At 60.4% G+C, this 23275-nt stretch carries 16 protein-coding genes; 7 read left to right on the top strand and 9 right to left on the bottom strand.

The features are described from left to right. Positions 1 to 22: 22 nt before the first annotated feature. The 6 genes from L6D74_RS11415 to L6D74_RS11390 all read right to left on the bottom strand — a co-directional run bounded on the left by L6D74_RS11415 (position 23) and on the right by L6D74_RS11390 (position 9652). Complete coding sequence (locus L6D74_RS11415) at positions 23 to 610, bottom strand: fimbrial protein (RefSeq protein ID WP_236189203.1); 588 nt, start codon at positions 608 to 610, stop codon at positions 23 to 25. Positions 611 to 717: 107 nt separating this feature from the next. Beyond that, entirely contained in the window at positions 718 to 1365 is a 648-nt protein-coding gene (locus tag L6D74_RS11410; protein WP_236189202.1) for a response regulator, read from the bottom strand. Between the two features lie 21 nt (positions 1366 to 1386). Beyond that, a complete protein-coding gene (locus L6D74_RS11405; protein WP_236189201.1) occupies positions 1387 to 4554 on the bottom strand; it encodes a hybrid sensor histidine kinase/response regulator in 3168 nt (1055 codons plus the stop codon). Positions 4555 to 4640: 86 nt separating this feature from the next. Continuing rightward, positions 4641 to 5828 (bottom strand): response regulator cyclic di-GMP phosphodiesterase PvrR, encoded by a 1188-nt coding sequence (gene pvrR, locus L6D74_RS11400; RefSeq protein ID WP_236189200.1) that lies wholly within the window; start codon positions 5826 to 5828, stop codon positions 4641 to 4643. Next, on the bottom strand, positions 5815 to 8628 hold the full coding sequence (locus L6D74_RS11395; protein ID WP_236189199.1) for an ATP-binding protein: 2814 nt from the start codon (positions 8626 to 8628) through the stop codon (positions 5815 to 5817). Before L6D74_RS11395 ends, pvrR begins: the two co-directional genes overlap by 14 nt. Before the next feature lie 55 nt (positions 8629 to 8683). Next, positions 8684 to 9652 carry a fimbrial protein gene (locus L6D74_RS11390; protein WP_236189198.1) on the bottom strand — a complete coding sequence of 323 codons (969 nt, stop codon included), beginning with the start codon at positions 9650 to 9652 and terminating at the stop codon, positions 8684 to 8686. 302 nt (positions 9653 to 9954) lie between these two features. On the opposite strand from L6D74_RS11390, the gene L6D74_RS11385 reads away from it, so the two are divergent. From L6D74_RS11385 to L6D74_RS11370, 4 genes are all read left to right on the top strand, one after another. Then, positions 9955 to 10437, top strand: coding sequence for a MarR family winged helix-turn-helix transcriptional regulator (locus L6D74_RS11385; RefSeq protein ID WP_011334990.1), 483 nt, complete (start codon positions 9955 to 9957; stop codon positions 10435 to 10437). Beyond that, positions 10427 to 11896 (top strand): efflux transporter outer membrane subunit, encoded by a 1470-nt coding sequence (locus L6D74_RS11380; protein WP_236189195.1) that lies wholly within the window; start codon positions 10427 to 10429, stop codon positions 11894 to 11896. Before L6D74_RS11385 ends, L6D74_RS11380 begins: the two co-directional genes overlap by 11 nt. Before the next feature lie 15 nt (positions 11897 to 11911). Beyond that, positions 11912 to 13114, top strand: coding sequence for an HlyD/EmrA/EmrK family protein (locus tag L6D74_RS11375; RefSeq protein WP_236189193.1), 1203 nt, complete (start codon positions 11912 to 11914; stop codon positions 13112 to 13114). A 153-nt stretch (positions 13115 to 13267) separates the two neighbouring features. After that, positions 13268 to 14797, top strand: a complete 1530-nt coding sequence (locus L6D74_RS11370) for a DHA2 family efflux MFS transporter permease subunit (RefSeq protein ID WP_236189191.1) — start codon at positions 13268 to 13270, stop codon at positions 14795 to 14797. A 198-nt stretch (positions 14798 to 14995) separates the two neighbouring features. On the opposite strand, the gene lpxH is transcribed toward L6D74_RS11370, so the two are convergent. Next, the gene (lpxH, locus tag L6D74_RS11365; RefSeq protein WP_102687173.1) at positions 14996 to 15742 is read right to left on the bottom strand and encodes a UDP-2,3-diacylglucosamine diphosphatase; all 747 of its coding nucleotides are present in this window, start codon (positions 15740 to 15742) and stop codon (positions 14996 to 14998) included. After that, positions 15739 to 16245 carry a peptidylprolyl isomerase gene (locus tag L6D74_RS11360; protein WP_039767476.1) on the bottom strand — a complete coding sequence of 169 codons (507 nt, stop codon included), beginning with the start codon at positions 16243 to 16245 and terminating at the stop codon, positions 15739 to 15741. The genes lpxH and L6D74_RS11360 overlap by 4 nt, the downstream gene beginning before the upstream one ends. Positions 16246 to 16495: 250 nt before the next feature. Between L6D74_RS11360 and L6D74_RS11355 the strand changes: the two genes are divergently transcribed. From L6D74_RS11355 to L6D74_RS11345, 3 genes are all read left to right on the top strand, one after another. Beyond that, the gene (locus L6D74_RS11355; protein ID WP_163975844.1) at positions 16496 to 18196 is read left to right on the top strand and encodes a glutamine--tRNA ligase/YqeY domain fusion protein; all 1701 of its coding nucleotides are present in this window, start codon (positions 16496 to 16498) and stop codon (positions 18194 to 18196) included. Between the two features lie 20 nt (positions 18197 to 18216). Further along, positions 18217 to 19599 carry a cysteine--tRNA ligase gene (cysS, locus tag L6D74_RS11350; protein WP_236189190.1) on the top strand — a complete coding sequence of 461 codons (1383 nt, stop codon included), beginning with the start codon at positions 18217 to 18219 and terminating at the stop codon, positions 19597 to 19599. 340 nt (positions 19600 to 19939) lie between these two features. Further along, the gene (locus tag L6D74_RS11345; protein WP_236189189.1) at positions 19940 to 21151 is read left to right on the top strand and encodes an MFS transporter; all 1212 of its coding nucleotides are present in this window, start codon (positions 19940 to 19942) and stop codon (positions 21149 to 21151) included. A 16-nt stretch (positions 21152 to 21167) separates the two neighbouring features. On the opposite strand, the gene L6D74_RS11340 is transcribed toward L6D74_RS11345, so the two are convergent. Continuing rightward, positions 21168 to 23033 (bottom strand): sigma-54-dependent Fis family transcriptional regulator, encoded by a 1866-nt coding sequence (locus tag L6D74_RS11340; protein ID WP_236189188.1) that lies wholly within the window; start codon positions 23031 to 23033, stop codon positions 21168 to 21170. Positions 23034 to 23275: the final 242 nt, after the last annotated feature.

The raw sequence follows: 23275 nt of genomic DNA, 5'->3' as shown, positions 1-23275 counted from the left end.
CAGGCTTGGATGTTCGCGCGGGTTATTCGTATTGCAGCGTGAACGGCAGGGTGGCGTCGCCGCGACCGGCAACGGCCAGTTTCGGATCGGCGGTGGTGACGTACGCCGCCGAGAATTTCAGTGTGGTGTTGCTGTCTTGCAGGGTGTTTTCGATTTTCGCCGTGGACGGTGAGCTCAGGTCGATCACGGCGCCGTTGGAATCGAGCAATGCAATGCCGATACCTTTTGCAGCCCCCAAACCGTCGATCAGGCGCAACACTTTGGTGCCGGGTTCTATGCCCGACCCATTACCCTTGGTCGGTTCGAAGATCATCGCGACCTTGGTGCCGGCATTGCAGTTGATCTTCATGTCGAAGTTCTCGACGCTCAGGGTGCCATTGCCTTTCGGCGCAGTGGCTGTGCCCATGTCCTTGATCGACACTTCGCCCATGTCGACGGAAATGGTTTTGTTCTTCCCGGCGCCCTCAACGGAGCAGGCATCGTTGTTGATGGTGCCGGTGAAGTTGATGGTGCCGCTGCCTGCCTTGGTAGGGGTGACCTCGGCTGCCAGGGCAATACCGGCAGTAGCGAACAGCGTAAGAGCCAGAAGTGTGTGAGGCAGTTTTTTCATGTTGTTTACCTTGGTTGGGTGAAAACAACACGATAAGTTGCGGGCCCTCGGTGGAACATCAGACGATTCCTAGAAGTGGCCAGGTCGAATATTGGTTGTATGTAAAGTTAGTTGAACAAGTTGCGCTTCAGGCAGTAAGTCAATAAGTCCTGGTCGCTGGTGACTTCAAGTTTGCGCATCGCTGATATTTTCTGAGTGCTGATGGTTTTTGCACTTCTATTCAAACCTCGCGCAATTTCGTTGACGCCTTGTCCCGAGACAAACAGACGCAGGATTTCGTGTTCCTTGGGGGACAGGCGGGTAAATTTCTCGTCCAGGTCCGCACCGTCGTCCATCACGGATGTGGGTGGAGGCCCGAAGCTGGGAACCGGATTGCCCCGGGCAATGGCCTTGAGCGCCGTTTCGATTTCGTTATGCAGCCGGTTTTTCTGAATGATCGCCAGCACCCCCAGCTCTTGCAGGCGGGTCAGGATCAACGGATTAGAAATCATGGTGAGCACCAGAATCCGTACGGTGGGGAAATGCCGGGTCAGGTACTCCACCAGTTTCAGGCCGTCACCGTAGGGCGAGTCCCCGGGCATGTTGAAGTCCGTAATGAGCAGGTCAACCGGCCTGGACTCCAGGAGTTTGATCAGTTCGTCCGGGCAAACGGCTTCGCCTACGACACGGAAACGCTTGTCCCGTTCGATCAGTTCCCGCACCCCCAGCAGGACGATAGGGTGGTCATCGGCAATGACAACGTTGAGGGTATCCATGGGTAATCATCCAGAGTGAAATTATTCAAGGGTTTCCAGTAAATCAGTCAGCCGGGCCAGGTTCTGGCGGACCTCCAGGTCCAGGGCGCGGGTCACGGCCATGCCGTTCAAACGACACTCAAGCTCGACAAACGTTGTAGCCAGGGCTTCGACCTGCACGGCACCCAGCGCACCTGCCATGCTGTGCAGTTGCTGGGCTACGCGATTGGCGTCGGCGCTGTCCAGTGCTGCCAGGGTGGTGTGTATGTCCTGGCGCAGGGTCGTGACAAACAGTTCGCGCATTTTCGGCGACAGCTGTATCGGCGCGGCGCTGGCTGCCGGTAGGGCGATCTTGCAATGTTTCTCCAGGTGCGCGCGCAAGGTGGCGAGGTTCAGTGGCTTGACCATCCAGGCGTTCATGCCTACGGCGGCGCAGTGTTCGCCTTCTTCGCGCAAGGCGTTGGCGGTGACGCCAATAATCGGCAACGTCTGATCCTGTTGCCGCAATGCCGTGGCCAATTGATAGCCATTCATGACCGGCATGTTCACGTCGGTCAGGACCAGATCGAAGCGACCGGGCGACCACTGCGCCAGCGCCTGTTCGCCGTTGGCTGTGACGACGACAGAACAGCCCAGCACCTCCAGTTGCTCCTTGATGATCGCCGAGTTGATCTCGTTGTCCTCGGCCACCAGCACTTGCAGATTCAGGCGCCGGGTCTTTTCGGGTGGCAAAGGCTGATTGTCAGTATCGGCGCCGTGCAGGGTCTGGTAGATCGCCCGGGCAATCGCGCGAACATCGTGTGCATCGACCTCCCGGTCGACACCGCGCAACTGTGACGGATTGGGGCCATCGGGGGTGGCGATGATTCTTGGACCGGGCCAGGGCAGGGTGTCGGCGAGTGGTGCAAGCTCTATCAGCAGCGCCGAAGACGCGGGTGTATCGGCTGTCAGCAGTCGGGTGTCGAGGCCGAAACGGTTAAGCCAGGCAATCAGATGGTGTGCCAGCTCAGTGACCTGGGCACGTACATAAACGACGGGAATGCCGGGGCTGAAGGCAGGGCAATCGGTCAATTCGCCGGGTGCGTGTTCCAGTGCGATTTGCAGGTTAAAGCTGCTGCCGAGTCCCGGTTCACTGACCACGTTCAACTGGCCCTCCATCAACTCGCACAGCCATTTGCAAATGGCCAGACCAAGACCGGCGCCGGCCTGTTCGGTGGCGTCGTTGACCTGATAGAAAGGGTCGAACAATTGCTGTTGTTGCGCTCTGGAAATGCCCACCCCCGAATCGCTGACCTGCCACTGCACGTTGACGCGGCTGTCGACACTTTCCAGCACCCGTACCCGCAACACTACGCGGCCGTTATCGGTGAACTTGATCGCGTTGCTCAGCAGGTTGTTGAGGATCTGGCGAATCCGCAACGGATCGCCGCGCAAACGATCCGGCAGCGTCGCGTCGATGCACGCATAGAGTTGCAGGCCTTTGGAGCGGGCGAAGGCGCTGTAGGTGCGCACAGTGTCCTCGGTCAGTTCCAGCGGGCAGAAATTCTGAGGTTCGAGGGTCATCTGCCCGGCTTCGATCTTCGACACATCCAGCACATTGCTGATCAGTTGGAACAAGGTCGTGGAGGATCGCTGGATGGTATCCAGGTAATCCTGCTGGCGCGGGGCAAGCGACGTCAGGCCGAGCAATTCCAGGGTGCCCAGCACGCCATACAGCGGGGTGCGAATCTCATGGCTCATGGTGGCGAGAAACCGACTTTTGGCCTGATTCGCCGAGTCGGCGGCACGGCGCGCATCGTCCAACGCTACCGCGTCTTCGACATGTCGAGTCACGTCATGCAACGCACACAGCCAGGCATCCTGGCCCTGATAGCGGGTGGGCACGAAGGCGACATGCAGGTGACGTCCATTGATTTCAAGATCCGCATGGCCGGCCTCGGTACGCGACGTGAGCAGGCTCATCAAACGGCTGCTGTCGTGCCATTGCCGGGCGCGCTGGTTTTCCAGCAGCACGCGATGATCACCGCGACGGATCACGCACAGACCGGTCGGCGCCGTGTCGATCACGGCACGGCTGAACGCCTCGCTCTCGGCGATGCTGGCGTGCGCGCTTTGCGCGGGCAGAATGACCCGGGTCCGGTACCAGCGATTGACCGCCCGACTGCAACCGAGCACTGCCAGCACCAGCGCGAGCAGGCACAGCAGTGGCCACAGCGCGTAATCGAGGAAACTTTGCACACTGATGACGTAGATCCCGGTCCAGTGTTGTTCGCCGGGGCTGCTCAGTTTGAAGACCATACCGTCGCGAGTGAAATTCACCCCTTCAGCCAGCACCTGGCCGGGCTTCAGGGCGCCGGTCAGTACCACACCGCCCGGGGTGATCAAGGTGAAGTCGTCGTAGATCGACCACTGCATCAAGCGTTCAATGTTGTTGACCTGGGACAGGTTCAGCAGCGAGCCCAGCACGACCCAGGTGTCGGCACCTGTGACGTTCAGCGCGGTGCTGGCCAGGTTGATGTTCACGTAGGCCAGCAAGGTCGGGGCGCTCTTGTCGTCCTCGGTGGAGACATAGGGTTCCCAGTGCACTTGAATATCGGGCAGGGGCGAGCCTTGCTCGTGCATGCGGTTGTTCAAGTGGGTCATCACTTCGACCAGATGGCCCAGTTGCGTCTTATGCGCTCCGCGCAATCTCCCGGTGGCTGGCACGGCCACATCAAAGTTGTCGGGGCCGTTGATCAGGATGACCTGCGGCGACTGATAGTGCGACGCTGACCAGAAAGCGCTGTAGTAGGCGGCCAGATGGGTGCCCAGAGCGAAGACTTTGGAGTATTGATCGGGGGTAATCCTGTCCGGATTGATCTGCAGGCTATAGGGCAGCGAAAACGGCAGGCCGCGACCCTCGTAGATGTTCGGACCTTCATCCGGCAGGGGCTTCTGTATGTAGGGTGGTAACGAAGACGTGGGTAGCCGCTCGCCCCTGGCACTTTCCCGGGCTATGTCCTGCAGGAACACTTCCTGTTCGCGGATGTTCTCCATCAGTCGGGCAAAGTGAAACTGCAAGGTATCGCGCTGTTCTTCGATGATGCGCATCGCCCCCAGGTAGCTGATGCCCAGCAACAGCAGAACCAGAGCGCCGAGCACCAGTAGCGACTTGTTCAAACGTGACGAGCTGCTGGCCAGTTTCTCCAGGAAGGTGTTGGGACGTGGCATTACAACGCCTGGCCAGCAATGAAGAAAGAAACTTTGGACACAGTGACCTCGATGGCAAATAACGATCGTCAACCGCTTGTTGCAGGTCAATAAGCATTCGCTGGCCCGTCCTGGGTCAGCAAGTGCTGGAACTGATCCGCAGACACGGCGTGGGAGATCAGGAAACCCTGGACCTGAGTGCAGTCGATTTTACGCAACAGAGCAAGTTCCTGCGCGGTTTCCACGCCTTCGGCCACCACCGTCAGACCCAGTTGTCGTCCCAGACGGACAATGCTGGTGAGGGCCTGGGCCAGTTCCTCGTTGGCGTTACAGCCTTGTACCAGTGTGCGGTCGATCTTCAGTTCGGTGAAGGGGGCTGACACCAGGTTCATGTAGGAGCTGTAACCTTTGCCGAAATCATCCTGGGACAGGTCAAACCCTTTGATCCGCAAGCGACAGGCACCGGCGTAGAAGTTACTGATGTCATCGGGCACCGAGCATTCCATCAACTCGAAGCAGATCCGTGCAGGCAGGCCTTGATGGGCCAGCACGAACGCGAGGATGCGGTCTGGCAGGTCGTGGCTGTTGAGCAGGTGCGTGGGCAGGTTGATCGAGACCGGAATGTCGTAGCCCTGCTGGCACCAGACGATTTGTGCGGCAATCGCCTGTTTCAGCACCTGCCACAGCAGTGGCTCTTCAAGGCCGTAGGCGACCAGCGCCGGCAGGAATGCGCCGGGCAACAACGTGCCATGCTCGGGATGTACCCAGCGCACCAGTGCTTCGGCGGCAACGATCCGGCCATTGTTCAGGGCTTTCTTGGGCTGGAACCAGGCTTGCAGTTCGCCGTTTTCGAGGGCGTTCAAGAGACTCTGGCGGTCGATGCCGGGGTGCGTCTCGGCCGGCACGGTCTGGCGCCAGACCTGCAACTGGTCGATCAGGCAGCGCAGGGCCGCAGAGTTTACCGGTTTGGAAATCAGCCCGATGACTTTCACCTGCAGATTGCTTGCCACCAGGCTGGCGCCCATCAGCATGCGCCGAGAGGCGGCACTCATGATTGCCAGTGCGGGGCGCGAGCGCTGAGCGGCAAGCCCCTGGATAAATTGCACGCCGTCCATGCCAGGCATCAGCAGGTCGGTGAGCACCAGGTCGAAGTCGCGTTGTTTGAGAAGGTTCAGTGCTTCTTCACCATCTCGGGCGTACGCCAGATCGAATTGACCCAACTCGTTGAACAGGTTCTGCAAATACAGATGCTGGAAGGGATGGTCTTCGACAATCAGAATGCTACAGGGCTTCATGAGTGACTCGTTCGTAGGGAGCCAGGACAGCGAACAAGGCTCGTAGCGTAAAAGGTTTGACCAGGCAGTGATTCATGCCCGCGGCCAGGCACAGGGCATCCTCACCGCGCAGGGCGTTGGCGGTGGCGCCGATGATCGGGGTGGTGCAACCCAGGCGCCGCAGCGCTTCGGTCAGTTCGTAGCCGTTGAGCCCGGGCATGTTGACGTCGGTCAGGACGACATCGAACGTGTCGTCGTGCCAGTGTGACAACGCTTCCTCGCCATTGCTGGCCAGTGTCACCGTGCAGCCAAGCTCTTCGAGCTGATCGCGCAGGATCAGTTGATTGATGACGTTGTCCTCTGCCACCAGGATGTGCAGGTGCAACGATCGAAATGCATTGGGTTCTCGTTGTTCCGGGTAATGCGCGGTCTGGCCGCCCTGAGCCTGGCATACCGCCCGTTGGATCGCGGTCAGGTCGTTCAGATTGACCCTCCAGCCATCACCGCTGAACTGAGGTTCGTGGGCGCCGTCGCTGCAGGCCAGGACCCGCGGACCTCGCCATGACTGGCTCGGGCGTTGCCCGCAGGGGGCGGGATACAACTCAAGTAGCACAGCCGTCGCGCCAGGCTCCAGGCAGTCAGGGGCTCCGATATGCGGGCGGGCGCCCCAGCGGCGCAACCAGCCGCTGATACTGTCGGCCAGTTCGCGCACAGGCGAGACCACATACACGATGTTCGCAGCCAATGCTGGCATGACGACCGGGGATGCGTTGCACGAAGGTTGCTCCAAGGGCACGCTCAGGGAAAAACTGCTGCCCAGTCCGGGCTCGCTGACCATGCGCAGGGTGCCATTCATCAAGTGCGTCAGACGCAGGCAGATCGGCAGGCCCAGACCGGTGCCGGCCACCACGTTGGTGTTGCCTTCGGTCTGGTAGAACGGATCGAAAATGAATGCCTGATCGTCATGCGAGATGCCTTTGCCGGTGTCCGAGACTTGCCATTGCATGCATACACGCTCGCCTTCACGGCTGATCAGTTTGACCCGAAGCACCACGCGCCCGGAGTCGGTGAACTTGACGGCATTGCTCAGCAGATTGTTGAGGATCTGCCTCAGGCGGCTGGCATCGCCCTTCAAGGTGTCCGGCAGTTGCGGGTCGAGGCAGGCGTAGAGTTGCAAGCCTTTGCTCTGCGCCGCTGCCGCATAACCGTGCACGACTTCCTGAACCAGATCCGTTGGGCAAAACTCGCTCAGCTCAAGAGCGAGTTGCCCGGCCTCGATCTTTGATACATCCAGCACATCGCAAATCAGCTGGAGCAAGGTGGCCGACGAACCTTCGATGGCGCGCAGGTAGCTTTTCTGCTGGGTATCCAGTTGTGTTCGTGCGAGCAACTCCAGGGTGCCGAGTACGCCGTAGAGCGGGGTGCGGATTTCGTGGCTCATGGTGGCGAGAAACAAGGTCTTGGCTTCGTTGGCGGCGTCGGCCGATTGGCGGGCCTGCTCCAGCGCCGCTTCGATTTGCCGGCGTGCACTGATGTCGCTGAACGCGCACAGCAACACATCTTCGCCCCTGTAGCGGGTAGGCGCGCAGCTCAGATAAAGGTGACGGCCATCGGCGGTCTCGAAATAGTCCATCAGGCTGGGGCCGGTCGTGTCGAAGGCATCACGGATCCAGCCGGCACCCAGTTGCTCGCCACATTCGCCCAGCCATTGTCGGGCGAGGGTGTTTTCCAGCACCACTTCGCCATCGGTGCGCCGCAGCACGCAAAGCGCCACGGGAGCGGTCTGAATGACGTCACGGCTGAACAGTTCGCTTTCCACCAAAGCCTGGATGCGGTGGATCGCCGGCGTAATGAAACGATGTTCCAGACGTCGGACCAACAGGCACACCAGGCTGATACTCAACATGCAGAACAGCAGCGCGCCGAGCATCTGCGGCCACAGCGTCGACAGCACTGCACGCAAGTCGATGGAGTAGGTGAGTTGCCAGTCCGAGGATTTCAATTGCTTGCGCAACACCAGTTGCCCCGACAGCCAGCCGTCGCCGACAAAGCCGAAGAAATCCTGTTGCCGCAGCAGCGGCAGATGCTGTCCGGGGGGCGGTTTGCTGCTGTTGCTGAAGAGTGGCATGCCCTGGGAATTGAACATGGTGAACTCGCCGGCGCTGTGATCGCTCAAGGCACTGGACACTTCGCGGTCGTCCATTTCCAGGCCGAGCCAGCCGGAGTGGATGTCGCGTTCGTCCAGGCGAATGAAGATATACAGCTGTGAATGTCCGTCTGCTGCATGGGTCAGCCAAAGCTCCTGCAGGGCACTGGTGTTGTGGTGTTTGAGGGATTCCAGCTGCTTGAGTATGGCCCGGGGGAAGTCGCGGATCTGCGGGGTCGCGTTGTACAGCCGTGAAGCCTGGGCGTCGATGCCGCTGCTGACGTAGATCAGATTGAGCTGTTTGGCCTTCAGGTAAGCGCGCATGCGCTGGGTCAGCCAGATGCTCCATTGCTGGCCGGGCGTTTGTCCCAGCAGCAGACGGATCTCTTCATCGGACACCGGCACATTGATTTCGGTTTTGCGTGTGGCCGACAGGCTCAGGCTTTCCAGCAGTGCCTCGCGGGTGGTGAAAAAGGTATGGGCCTCGGCGATTGCGCTGCTCATGTAGCTGCGCCGCTGAGAGATCTCGTTGTTGAAGGTAAACAGCAGGAAGCTGTAAACGCCGCCCAGAATGCCCACCAGCAGCACCAGGGCGAACATGCGCAACAGGCGCCGAGCGGCATCGGGTGAGGACAGGATCGGGCTGATCTGGTGGAGGTAGTTCTTTAATCTCATCCCGGCACTGTAGGGGGGGGCCAGATGCCGGGAAAATCAGACGATCCTTAGATGATTACAGGTAGTTCACGATGAAGGTGACCTCGGTGTTGGCACTCCCGGCCTTGAGTTCATCCGTTCCCAAGCGGTAATACGAGGCCGACAAAGGAATCTTGAAGTCGGTGCCGGTGGTGGTGAAAGCGTCGAACGGGTAGGTGGTGTCCAACGCCACGGGCTGCCCGGCGTCATTCATCAATTGCAGGCCGATGCCCTTGGCGGTGGAGCTTTCATTGAGCGCGACAATACCTTTTGCCGCGTCGATGATCGGGGTGTTCGCTTTGAGCGAGTAAGTCACCTTCTTGATGCCGTTCTGGCACTGGTTCAAACCAATGTTGAAACGCACCGTGCGGGGTTTCGCGCCAGCCTCGCGAAAGTCCAGGAGTTGATAGTCGTCACCCATGGCAACCGGCACGGATGGCGTCTGACAGGAGGCTGCATTCAATACGATCGGGTTGGTCAGGTTGAATCGTTTCAGGATCAGATCATCGTCTTGCAGGGTGCCCAGGGTGCCCGCATCGATTCTGACCTGTGAAGCCAGTTCGCCGGACTTGACGATTTCCAGCCGCACGTTGCCGGCACCGATACCGTAGGCATTGTTCGGCGGGATCGATTGCAAAGACGATTCGTAGCGAGTCGGCGCATCCATCCAGATGCGAAATGACAGCCCGGTCTTGCCCAGCGGGAAGGTCGATACCGGGCTGGTGATGCTGCCAAACCTTGGTTCGAGGAATACGCCATATTGCGACGCCAGAGTGCACTTCCAGCTATGGCCGGTCCCTGACACGGTGTCTTGATAGACCACGGTGCCATTGGGCGTGTCAGCAGGGATCGTCAGGCTGCCATTGGCCAGACTGGCGCCGAAGTTGAGGGTCTGGGGCTTGGAGTCGATGGCTGTGCAACTGCCGGCCATGGCGTGCGATGTGCAGACCAGCAAGCTCGCCGCGATAAAAGGGAGCAGGGGGCGCTGAAGGGTTGAACGCTTCATGAGGAGGACTATACGTGTCGGCCAGTGAGCGCCGTAAGTTAGACACGCCGCATGCCGATGCACATCAGGCGATTCCTAGAACACGCGTTTTTCCCTTTTTCCGGGTTGTTTTTATCGCTGGCAAGCCACCTCCCACACGTTTATCCAGCCTGCATGTCAGTTATGACCCCGCTTGACTGACGAAAAACCCAGTCCGCTGGTCAACTAATTACAAAGCAACCTAACTATTACGTTGACATTCGCTGCCTAGGCAGTAACATCTCGACATATATTCACTGCCTAGGCAGTTATTAGGTGAGCACATGAAGCATTTCACCCCTGACGAATTCCAGCATTGCCATCTCGGCCTGTTGCTCGGCCGTGCCGCTTTACTCAAGGACAAAATCATCGACACCCACATGGAACCCCACGGCATCACCGCCGCGCAGTTCAAGGTGTTGATCATCATGGCCCAGTTCGGCGTCGACACCCCGGCCGAGCTGTGCCGGCACCTGTCGCTGGACAGCGGTTCGATGACTCGGATGCTCGATCGTCTGGAGCAGAAAGGTTTCCTGGTTCGCCAACGCAGCGAAGGCGATCGCCGTCAGGTGCAACTCAAACTCACCGAGCAGGGCCAGCAACTGGCCGATCGCCTGCCGCACATCGGTGCCGATGCCATGAATGAACTGGCCGGCGCCGTGACCCCGGATGAGTTGAAAACCCTGGAATACATCCTCAAGAAAATTTTGCTGGCAGCCGGTGACCCGATCACCATCCAGCGGTTAGGTGAACACAATGAGCGGTAAAACCTTGCGCAGCAGCCTGACACTGGTGCTGTCGGCGATGATCCTCGCCGGTTGCGCCAACTACAGCGGCCTCGATACCCAGGGCGCCAGCCTCGATGCGAAAACCCTGCAGACCGGACAATCGCTCAACGGCGTCACCCTGTCCCAGGCCGCGTGGCCGAAGAGCGACTGGTGGACCAGCCTCGGCGATCCGCAGCTCGACGGCCTGATCCGCGAAGCCCTTAAAGACAGCCCGGACATGCAGATCGCCGACGCCCGCGCCCATCAGGCCAGCGCCGCCGCGTACGCCGCCGATGCCGAGCGTTATCCGACCCTCGACGCCAGCGCCGGCATCAGCCGTTCGCGTCTGGCCCGGGATCAGGATCCGTTGGGGCAGGGTGGGGCTTACTCCACCGTGCGCAACATCAGCGCCGGCTTCAATTACAACTTCGACCTGTGGGGTGGTCAGCGTGACGCCTGGGAAGCTGCACTCGGTCAGGCCCGCGCCGCCGAAGTCGACCGTCAGGCCGCGCAACTGACCCTCGCCGCCGACGTGGCTCGGGCCTACAACGATCTGGGTCAGGCGCACATCGTTTATGACCTGGCCAACGAAGATTTGAAGCGCACCAAACAGATGCTCGACCTGAGCCAGCGTCGTTTGAGTTCCGGGATCGACAGCCAGTACCAGTTCCAGCAGACCCAAAGTCTGGAAGCCAGCTCCGAAGCCAGCCTGATCGACGCCGAAAAACGCCTGAACAGCGCAAAAATCGCCCTGGCCGTGCTGCTCGGCAAAGGCCCGGATCGCGGCAACGAAATCGCCCGACCGAAAGTCCTGCAAGCCAGCGCCGTGGCATTGCCCTCGGTGCTGCCGGCCGAGCTGCTGGGCCGTCGCCCGGATCTGGTCGCCGCGCGCTGGCGTGTCGAGGCGGCGAGCAAGGACATCGACTCGGCCAAGACCCGCTTCTATCCCAACCTGAACCTGTCGGCTTCCGCCGGTGCCGAATCCTTGTTGGGGGACGCGATGTTCGGCTCCGCCAGTCGCTTCTTCAACATTGCCCCGACGATTTCGGTGCCGATCTTCGATGGCGGACGCTTGCGCGCCAACCTCGATGCCCGCGACGCCGATTACGACCTCGCCGTGGCGCAGTACAACAAAAGCCTGGTGAAAGCCCTGGGCGATGTCAGCGACACGATCAACCAGTTGCGTGACATCGGCCGGCAGATCGGCGCCCAGCAGCACGCGACCGAGATTGCCCAGGATTCTTACAACACCGTCGTCCAGCGTTACGGTTCCGGCATCGGCAACTACCTGGACGTGCTCAGCATCGAGCAGCAATTGCTGCAGGCCCAGCGTCAGCTGGCCAACCTGAATGCCGAGCAGATCGACCTGTCGATTCAACTGATGCAAGCGCTGGGCGGCGGCTTCCAGGGTGAAACCCTGACCGCAGCCAACGCCACCCCAGCCACGCCGCACAACTAATTCAAGGTACTTGTCATGGCCACTGCCGAAAACACACAAGCTCAAGACAACGCCCAGGACACTGGCAATCCGCGCAAACGCAAGCTGATGCTGCTGGTGCTGGCCGTTGTGGTTGCCCTCGCCGGTGCCGGCGTCTGGGCGTATCACGAATTCATCGGGCGCTGGAGCGAAAGCACCGACGACGCCTACGTCAACGGCAACGTGGTGGAAATCACCCCGCTGGTGACCGGCACCGTGGTCAGCATCGGTGCCGACGATGGTGACTTGGTTCATGAAGGCCAGGTGCTGATCAACTTCGACCCGAACGACGCCGAAGTCGGCCTGCAAAGTGCCAAGGCCAATCTGGCCCGCACCGTGCGTCAGGTTCGCGGCCTGTACAGCAACGTCGACGGCATGAAGGCCCAGGTCAATGCGCAACAGGCCGAAGTGCAGAAAGCCCAGGACAACTTCAACCGTCGTAAGAACCTCGCTGCTGGCGGGGCGATTTCTCAAGAAGAACTGTCCCACGCTCGCGACGATCTGACCTCGGCGCAAAACGCCCTGGCCAACGCCAAACAGCAACTGAAAACCACCAGCGCGCTGGTCGATGACACCGTGGTGTCGTCGCATCCCGACGTGATGGCCGCCGCCGCGCAACTGCGTCAGGCCTACCTGACCAACGCGCGCAGCACCTTGATTGCGCCGGTCACCGGTTACGTCGCCAAACGCACCGTGCAACTCGGTCAGCGTGTGCAGCCGGGCACTGCGCTGATGGCGGTGATTCCACTGGATCAGCTGTGGATCGACGCTAACTTCAAGGAAACCCAGCTGCGTGACATGCGCATTGGCCAACCGGTGGAGATCGAGTCGGACATCTACGGCAGCGACGTCAAGTTCAGCGGCACCATCGACAGCCTCGGCGCGGGTACTGGCAGCGCGTTCGCCCTGTTGCCGGCGCAAAACGCCACCGGTAACTGGATCAAGATCGTGCAGCGTGTGCCGGTACGGATTCACGTCAACGCCGAAGAGCTGGCCAAGCACCCGCTGCGCGTCGGTCTGTCGACCAATGTCGAGGTCAATCTGCACGACCAGAGCGGTCCGGTACTGGCCCAGCAGCCGCCGCAAAAGGCCTCGTTCAGCACCAACGTCTACGACCGCCAACTGGCCGAAGCCGACGCGATGATCACCCAGTTGATCCACGACAACAGCGCCGCGGTCAGCAAGACTGCGCAACGCTGATTCCATCCTGTGGGAGCGAGCCTGCTCGCGATGGCGATTTTCAATTCAACAGTTTTGTTGGCTGAACCGCCGTCTTCGCGAGCAGGCTCGCTCCCACAAGGGCGGCTGCGTCATTAACGGACGCAGCGTCAATCAGGTTCCAAAGGATTCGCGATGAGCAATAACGCCTCTTTTACGCCGCCCAGCCTGTTGCTCAGCACCATCGGCCTGTCGCTGGCGACCTTCATGCAGGTGCTCGACACCACCATCGCCAACGTGGCGTTGCCGACCATTTCCGGCAACCTCGGCGTGAGTTCGGAGCAGGGCACCTGGGTCATCACCTCGTTCGCCGTGAGCAACGCCATTGCGCTGCCGCTCACCGGCTGGCTGAGCCGTCGCTTCGGCGAGGTGAAGCTGTTTCTCTGGGCGACCATCCTCTTTGTGCTGGCTTCGTTCCTCTGCGGTATTTCCACGTCGATGCCGGAACTGATCGGCTTCCGCGTGCTGCAAGGCCTGGTGGCCGGGCCATTGTACCCGATGACCCAGACACTGCTGATTGCGGTGTATCCGCCGGCGAGGCGGGGCATGGCCCTGGCGTTGCTGGCGATGGTCACGGTGGTGGCGCCGATTGCCGGGCCGATCCTCGGCGGCTGGATCACCGACAGTTACAGCTGGCCGTGGATTTTCTTCATCAACGTGCCGATCGGGATCTTCGCGGTGATGGTGGTGCGCCAGCAACTGGCCAAGCGCCCCGTGGTCACCAGTTATCAGCCGATGGATTACGTCGGGCTGATCACGCTGATCATCGGCGTGGGCGCATTGCAGGTGATCCTCGACAAGGGCAATGACCTGGACTGGTTCGAGTCTAACTTCATCATCATCGGCGCGGCGATTTCGGTGATCGCGCTGGCGGTGTTCGTGATCTGGGAAATGACCGACCAGCATCCGGTGGTCAACCTGCGGCTGTTTGCCTATCGCAACTTCCGCATCGGCACGCTGGTGCTGGTGTTGGGTTACGCCGGGTTCTTCGGCATCAACCTGATCCTGCCGCAGTGGTTGCAGACCCAGATGGGCTACACCGCGACCTGGGCCGGGCTGGCAGTGGCGCCGATCGGCATTCTGCCGGTGCTGCTGTCGCCGTTTGTCGGCAAGTACGCGCACAAGTTCGACCTGCGCCTGCTGGCCGGTCTGGCGTTCCTGGCGATCGGCCTGAGCTGCTTCATGCGTGCTGAATTCACCAACGAGGTGGACTTCCAGCACATCGCCCTGGTGCAGTTGTTCATGGGGATTGGCGTGGCGCTGTTTTTCATGCCGACCCTGAGCATTCTGATGTCGGACCTGCCGCCGAGCCAGATTGCCGATGGCGCGGGTCTGGCGACGTTTCTGCGGACACTGGGCGGCAGCTTTGCGGCGTCGTTGACTACGTGGATCTGGATTCGCCGGGCGGATCAGCATCATGCCTATATGAGCGAGAGCATCAGCACCTTCGAGCCAGCGACTCGCGAGACCTTGCATTCGCTGGGTGGCGCGAGCCAATCGGCCTATGCGCAGATGGATCAGATCCTCACCAGTCAGGCGTACATGCTTTCCACCGTGGATTACTTCACGTTGCTGGGGTGGGGGTTCATGGGGTTGATTCTGATTGTGTGGCTGGCTAAACCGCCGTTTGCTGCCAAGGCAGGCCCGGCTGCTTCCGGGCACTAAGATCAAAAGCTTTCCCTCACCCTAACCCTCCCGAAACGTCGGACCGCCCGGAGGGAGAGGGGACTGACCGAGGTGGATGTGCGAGGTCATCGACCTGAAAGTCTTCAGTCGAACTCAGGTTTTGAAAAGCATGAAGGTCGGCTCCCTTTCCCCCTCGCCCCCTTGGGGGAGAGGGCTGGGGTGAGGGGGTGGCGATCTTCAGCCGTGCGGCAATGCCAGCGGCGGCGCGAAGTCGAATGGCGCCAACGCAAACCCGTTCTCATCCACCTGCAACGCCCAACCCTGACGATCCCAATCCCCCAGCACAATCCGCTTCGCCGCCTGATCGCCGATCTGCAACTTGTGGATCGCCGGGCGATGGGTGTGCCCGTGAACCAGGGTTTTCACCCCGTATTCCTGCATGATCCGCGGAATTTCCTCCGGCGTGACATCGACGATGTCATTGGCCTTCATCCGCGTCTGCGCCCGGCTTTCGCTGCGCAGCTTGCGCGCGAGTTTGTGCCGGGTGCGCAAGGGCAGGTTGCGCAGGATGAACAGGCTCAGCGGGTTGCGCAGGTAGCGGCGCAGCTTCATATAAGCTTCGTCGCGGGTGCACAGGCTGTCGCCGTGCATCAGCAGCACCGGTTCGCCGTAAAACTGCACGACACTTGGGTCCTTCAACAGCGTGCAGCCGGCCTGTTTGCAGAAGGCCTTGCCGAGCATGAAGTCGCGATTGCCGTGCATCAGAAAAATCGCCGTGCCGCTGTCGCTGAGTTCGCGCAGGGCCTGGCAGATGGAACGCTGGAAGGGGGTCATGGCGTCGTCGCCAATCCACGCCTCGAAGAAGTCGCCCAGAATGTACAACGCACTCGCCGAGCGGGCGCGTCCGGCGAGTAAATCCAGAAACGCCCGGGTAATGTCCGGGCGCTCCTCTTCCAGATGCAAGTCTGAAATCAGCAATATCACGCTTCGATGATCTCGGCTTTCTCGATGATCACGTCGTCTGCGGGTACGTCCTGGTGGCCTGCCTTGGAGGTGGTGGAAACGCCTTCGATCTTGTCGACAACGTCGGTGCCCGAAACCACTTTACCGAACACGGCATAACCCCAGCCCTGAGCGGTCTTGGCGGTGTGGTTCAGGAAGCTGTTGTCGGAGGCGTTGATGAAGAACTGCGCCGAAGCCGAATGCGGGTCCATGGTACGGGCCATGGCGATGGTGTACTTGTCGTTCTTCAGACCGTTGTCGGCTTCGTTCTGGATGCTCGGGCTCTTGTCTTTCTTTTCTTTCATGCCTGGCTCGAAACCGCCGCCCTGGATCATGAAGCCTTTGATGACGCGGTGGAACACGACGTTCTCGTAGTGACCTTTCTTGACGTATTCGATGAAGTTGGCGGTGGTGAGAGGCGCCTTTTCAGCGTTCAGTTCGATGACGATGTCACCGAAGTTGGTGGTCAATTTAACTTGAGTCATGATCGATGCTCTTTATAAGGAATTCGTGGGTATTGGGACATTTGGGCCCCGTACCGGTTCAGCCCGTGAGGGCCAAGGTGCGCAGTTTAGCGTGACAGGCGCGAATTTCGAGGCTGTTTTTCAAAACCCGGCGATTAAATGCATTCCTTTTAAGCCCTGCTCTGTCAGGGGCTTGACAGCATCGGCTATGATAGCCGCTTTGTTTTGTCAGGCCCGTGTCCCGGCCGCGCACTGTACGTTCAAGGATCCTATGAGCAAGCCCACTGTCGACCCTACCTCGAATTCCAAGACCGGCCCCGTTACGCCGGTCAATTTCCTGCGCCCGATCATCCAGGCGGACCTGGACTCGGGTAAGCACACGCAGATCGTCACCCGTTTCCCGCCTGAGCCCAACGGCTACCTGCACATCGGCCACGCCAAGTCGATCTGTGTGAACTTCGGCCTGGCCCAGGAGTTCGGCGGCGTCACTCACCTGCGTTTCGACGACACCAACCCGGCCAAGGAAGACCAGGAATACATCGACGCGATCGAAAGCGACGTCAAATGGCTGGGCTTCGAATGGTCCGGCGAAGTGCGCTACGCCTCGCAATATTTCGACCAGTTGCACGACTGGGCCGTCGAGCTGATCAAGGCCGGCAAGGCCTACGTCGACGACCTGACGCCCGAGCAAGCCAGGGAATACCGCGGCAGCTTGACCGAGCCTGGCAAGAACAGCCCGTTCCGCGACCGTTCGGTTGAAGAGAACCTGGACTGGTTCGCCCGCATGCGCGCCGGTGAGTTCCCGGACGGTGCCCGCGTGTTGCGCGCCAAGATCGACATGGCCTCGCCAAACATGAACCTGCGCGACCCGATCATGTACCGCATCCGCCACGCCCATCACCACCAGACCGGTGACAAGTGGTGCATCTACCCGAACTACGACTTCACCCACGGTCAGTCGGACGCCATCGAAGGCATCACCCACTCGATCTGCACCCTGGAGTTCGAAAGCCATCGTCCGCTGTACGAGTGGTTCCTCGACGCACTGCCAGTGCCGGCGCACCCGCGTCAGTACGAGTTCAGCCGTCTGAACCTCAACTACACCATCACCAGCAAGCGCAAGCTCAAGCAACTGGTTGACGAGAAACACGTCAACGGCTGGGACGATCCGCGCATGTCCACGCTGTCGGGCTTCCGCCGCCGTGGCTACACCCCGGCATCGATCCGCAACTTCTGCGAGATGATCGGCACCAACCGTTCCGACGGCGTGGTCGACTTCGGCATGCTCGAGTTCAGCATCCGTCAGGACCTGGACGCGAACGCCCCGCGCGCCATGTGCGTGCTGCGTCCGTTGAAAGTCGTGATCACCAACTACCCGGAAGGCCAGGTCGAGAACCTCGAACTGCCGCGTCATCCGCAGAAAGAAGAACTCGGCGTGCGCCAGCTGCCGTTCGCCCGTGAAATCTACATCGACCGCGATGACTTCATGGAAGAACCGCCAAAAGGCTACAAGCGCCTGGAGCCGAACGGCGAAGTGCGTCTGCGCGGCAGCTACGTGATCCGCGCCGACGAAGCGATCAAGGACGCCGACGGCAACATCGTCGAGCTGCGTTGCTCGTACGATCCGGACACCCTGGGCAAGAACCCTGAAGGCCGCAAGGTCAAGGGCGTGATCCACTGGGTGCCGGCCGCTGCCAGCATCGAGTGCGAAGTGCGTCTGTATGATCGCCTGTTCCGTTCTCCGAACCCGGAGAAGGCCGAAGACAGCGCGAGTTTCCTGGACAACATCAACCCTGACTCACTGCAAGTGCTGACCGGTTGTCGTGCCGAGCCTTCGCTGGGCAATGCACAGCCGGAAGACCGTTTCCAGTTCGAGCGCGAAGGCTACTTCGTCGCGGATATCAAGGACTCGAAACCAGGTCAGCCGGTATTCAACCGTACCGTGACCCTGCGTGATTCGTGGGGCCAGTGATCAAGTCTTAAGGAAACACCGTGCTTACGATCTACAACACGCTCACCAAGAGCAAAGAAGTCTTCAAGCCGCTGGATGGCAACAAGGTGCGCATGTACGTCTGCGGGATGACCGTGTACGACTACTGCCACCTGGGCCACGGCCGCAGCATGGTCGCGTTCGACCTGGTGACCCGCTGGTTGCGGTTCAGCGGTTATGACCTGACCTATGTGCGCAACATCACCGACATCGACGACAAGATCATCAACCGGGCCAACGAGAACGGCGAGTCGTTCGAAGCGTTGACCGAGCGCATGATCGCCGCGATGCACGAAGACGAAGCGCGCCTGAACATCCAGAAGCCGGACATGGAGCCGCGTGCCACGGACCACATTCCGGGCATGCACGCGATGATCCAGACCCTGATCGACAAGGGTTACGCCTACGCCCCGGGCAATGGCGATGTGTACTACCGCGTCGGCAAGTTCATGGGCTACGGCAAGCTCTCGCGCAAGAAGATCGAAGACCTGCGCATCGGTGCGCGGATCGAGGTCGACGAAGCCAAGGAAGATCCGCTGGACTTCGTGCTGTGGAAAGGCGTCAAGCCGGGCGAGCCGAGCTGGGAATCGCCGTGGGGCGCCGGGCGTCCGGGCTGGCACATCGAGTGCTCGGTGATGTCCACCTGCTGCCTGGGTGAGACGTTCGACATTCATGGCGGCGGCAGCGACCTCGAGTTCCCGCACCACGAAAACGAAATCGCCCAGAGCGAAGCGGCCACCGGCAAGACCTACGCCAACGCGTGGATGCATTGCGGCATGATCCGTATCAATGGCGAGAAGATGTCCAAGTCCTTGAACAACTTCTTCACCATTCGCGACGTGCTCGACAAGTACCACCCGGAAGTCGTGCGTTACCTGCTGGTATCGAGCCACTACCGCAGCGCGATCAACTATTCTGAAGACAACCTCAAGGACGCCAAGGGCGCACTGGAGCGTTTCTACCATGCGTTGAAAGGCCTGCCGAACGTGGCGCCGGCTGGCGGTGAAGCGTTCGTCGAGCGTTTCACCACGGTGATGAACGACGACTTCGGCACGCCGGAAGCCTGCGCGGTGCTGTTCGAGATGGTCCGTGAGATCAACCGTCTGCGCGAGAGCGATCTCGATGCAGCGGCCGGTCTGGCGGCGCGTCTGAAAGAACTGGCCAGCGTGCTGGGTGTGTTGCAGCTCGAAGCCGATGACTTCCTGCAGGCCGGCGCCGAAGGGCGTGTCGATGCCGCCGAAGTCGAGGCGCTGATCGCTGCGCGTCTGGCGGCACGTGCCGTCAAGGACTGGGCCGAATCCGACCGCATCCGGGACCAGCTCACCGCCATGGGCGTGGTGCTGGAAGACGGCAAGGGCGGCACGACCTGGCGTCTGGCTGACTGATTGCTGCGCCTGTTGCAAACAAAACCCGCCTTGTGCGGGTTTTTGTTTGGCTGCGAGAAGAGCCCCTCACCCTAACCCTCTCCCAAAGGGAGAGGGGACTGAATGGGGGATATTCAAGAAATACGCCGACCTGAAAGGTTTTCTCCGAATCCATAATCGACGCAATCTCTCAGGTCGATGTAGAACGCCAGACACCTCGGTCAGCTCCCTCTCCCTCCGGGCGGTCCGACGTTTCGGGAGGGCTGGGGTGAGGGATTGCTTTTGACGTTCGCGTAGGTCTTGATGTCCGCAACGCGCTCAGCCGGATGCTGATCGGCGACGTTTATGGAATGGAGGAATCATGGCTAATCACTATCGCGAGTTGGTATCGACACCCGGCGCCACCGGGCTGATCCTCGCGAGCTCTATTGCCCGACTGCCACAGGCAATGATCGGCATCGGCATCATCACCATGCTGGTGCAGCAGACCGGCGTTTACTGGTTGGCCGGCGCAGTCGCCGGTACGTTTACCCTGGCCAATGCGCTGCTCGGCCCGCGCATCTCGAAACAGGTTGATCGGCGTGGCCAGAGTCGCGTGCTGCCCGTCGTCACGGCGTTCAGCATCGTCATGTTGCTGGCGCTGATTGTTGCCGTGCACCTGAGGGCGCCCGCTGCGCTGTTTTTTGTGCTGGCGGCACTGGCGGGGACGATGCCGAGCATGCCGTCCATGATCCGCGCACGCTGGACGCAATTGTTTCGTGGCAAGCCGCAACTGCACACCGCGTTCTCGCTGGACACGGTCCTCACCGAACTGGCTTATATCATCGGCCCGCCACTGGCGATCGGTTTGAGCGTGAGTTTCTTCGCGGAAGCCGGGCCGCTGGTGGCGGTGGGGTTGCTGGCCGTCGGCGTGACGGCGTTTCTCATGCAGCGTCAGACCGAACCGAAAGTCGTGGCGGGTAACCGGAAAAACAGTGGTTCGACCCTGCTGATTCCCGGCGTTCGCACCATTGTCCTGGCACTGCTGGCGATGGGCGCCATTGGCGGATCGATCGATGTCGCCGTTGTGGCCTTCGCCAATGCCCAGGGCTGGCCAGCGTCCGCCACCTTCATCCTCGCCGCCTATGCGTTCGGCTCGCTGGTGGCGGGCCTGACCTTCGGCGCGTTGCGGGTTTCGCTGGCGATTGAAAAGCAGTTCTTTATCGGGATCCTGGTCACGGCAGTCACCGGCGTATTGCCGATTTTCTCACCGGACGTTTATGTCCTTACCGCGATACTGTTTATCGCCGGCATCTCGTTCGCGCCGACCATGGTGGTGGTCATGAAGCTGGGAACAATCATCATCCCTGCAGCGAGGATGACCGAAGGCCTGACGTGGATGACCACCGGGATCAGCATCGGCGTGGCGCTCGGCGGCATGCTGGCGGGGCTGGTGATTGATGCTTTCGGTGCACGTGCAGGGTTCGCGGTCGCGATTGCTGCAGGTCTGATGATGATGGTCGTGGTGCTGATGGGCCTGCGGACGTTGGCGGCCGCATCGGCTGCGCCTGTTGAACCAGCAATTTCGGCCTGACCCGCTATGGGGGCGCTCAGCTTTCAAGCTGCCGCAATCGCTTGTACAGCGTATTGCGGCTCACCCCCAATCGCCGAGCCAGGTGGGAAATATTCCCGCCGGCCAGTTGCAACTCCCGGTTCAGCGCCTCGGCATCGTTCAGGTCGATGCCCAACGGTTCTGCTACTTCCACTGGCTCCATCTCCAGATCGACGAAGAAGTCGTCCGGCAAATGCTCGGGCCGGATCGGTTGTTCCTCGGCCATTGCCAGCGCCACCTGCATCACGCTGCTGACCTGGCGCAGATTGCCCGGCCACGGGTGCCGTTCGAACAGTTCCAGCACCTCGCGACTCAATCCCGCCCACTGCGACGGCTCGCGATGTTGTTCCCACAGGCGTTTGAACAGCGCTTGCTTGTCGCTGCGCTCGCGAAGCGGAGGTAGTTCCAAGGTCAGGCCGCCGATGCGGTAGTACAAATCCTCGCGAAAGCGCCCCAGTTGCACCTGTTCCCTGAGCGAACGGTTGGTGGCGGAAATGATCCGCAGATCCACCGGGAACAGCTCGCTGCTGCCCACCGGTTGCACGCAGCGCTCCTGCAACACCCGCAACAGCCGGGCCTGAGTCGGCAGTGGCATGTCGCCGATTTCATCGAGGAACAGCGTGCCTTTGTCGGCCTTGCGGATCAGGCCAATGCTGCCTTTTTGGTTGGCGCCGGTGAACGCGCCTTTCTCGTAGCCGAACAACTCTGACTCCACCAGTTCGGCGGGGATCGCCGCGCAGTTGACGGCAATGAACGCCTGTTTGCTGCGGGAGCTGGCCTGGTGCAGGGCCTTGACGAAGACTTCCTTGCCGACCCCGGTTTCCCCGTGAATCAGCAGCGGGATGTCCTTTTCCAGCAAGCGTTCGGCCTGGCGCACGGCTTTTTCCACGCGGCTGTCGCCGAAGTGCAAGGTGCTCAGGCTGATGGCCGTGGGTGCGGCGACTTTCGGTTCGGCGGTTCTGGTTTCAGCGGTTCTTGTTTCATTGAAGACTCGCGCCTGAACCGGCGCCTGTTTAGGCCGTTTCAACAAACACTGGAAGCGATTGCGCCCGGAAGTCTGCAAGGCGAACGGCAAACCGTCCGGCTGATTGATCAACTCCAGCAACGACACCTTGAACAGGCTCTCAACGCTGACCCGCGACAAGCGCACACCCAACAGATTGTCGGCCCGACGGTTGGCCGACAGCACCTGACCGCTCTCATCAAAGATCAACAGCCCGGCCCACTGGCTGTCGAGGTTGTTCAACCCCGTGTTGAAGGTCAGTTGAAAGTGCTGGCCATGGAACAGGTTGAGGATCAGCCGGTTTTCTACGGTCTGGCTCATCATCTTGACCATGCCGAGGGTGTGCGACGGTGGCAGATAGCTGTCGCTGGACACATCGAGCACGGCGATGACCTTGCGCTCGGCATCGAAAATCGGCGCGGCGGAACCGGTCATGAAGCGGTTGGCCTTGAGAAAGTGTTCATCGTGTTCGATGTGCACCGCCTGCTCGCAGGCCAGCGCCGTGCCGATGGCGTTGGTGCCGCTGGCGCGTTCGATCCAACTCGCTCCCGGTTGAAAACCCCGCGCCAGACTCGGCTCGATAAAGCGTTGCGTGCCCCACGAGGTCAGCACCTGGCCCTGATTGTCGGCGAGCATGATCAGGCAGTTGGAATTGCTGAGGATGTTTTCGTAGTAGGGCAAGACTTCCTGGTGGGTGGTCTGCACCAGTGCGTGATGGCTGTCGAGCAGATGCGCGATGCCGGCGGCGGGCAACTGATCAAAGGCCGGGGCGCTTTGGTGATCCAGACCGAACGCGCGGCAACGTTGCCAGGAACTCTGGACGAGGGCGTCGTGGGACAGCGGCGGGGCAGGTGCGGCCATGATTTGGCAGTCTCTGAAGGGTGCTTTGTTGTTTTTGTTATGGCTCGTTCAACGAGCAAAAAGCATCCATAGAGTGTTGTTCACTATTGTTCATTGTCAATCGCCAAACTGTTCAATTGTTCAGTAGCAACTGTTCACTTGTGTTCAGCTACGAACCACGGTTTGCGTGGCTTTCAGCGAATCTAACGGTAAATCAACAGCTTGCCGTTTCTGGCACGAATGTCGCTCTGCAGGACAGGTCG

The sequence above is a fragment of the Pseudomonas pharyngis genome, from assembly GCF_021602345.1.
GTDB classification, from domain to species: Bacteria; Pseudomonadota; Gammaproteobacteria; order Pseudomonadales; family Pseudomonadaceae; genus Aquipseudomonas; species Aquipseudomonas pharyngis.
The sequence above is the reverse complement of the archived record's forward strand: the minus strand, read 5'-3'. Positions and strand labels throughout refer to the sequence as shown.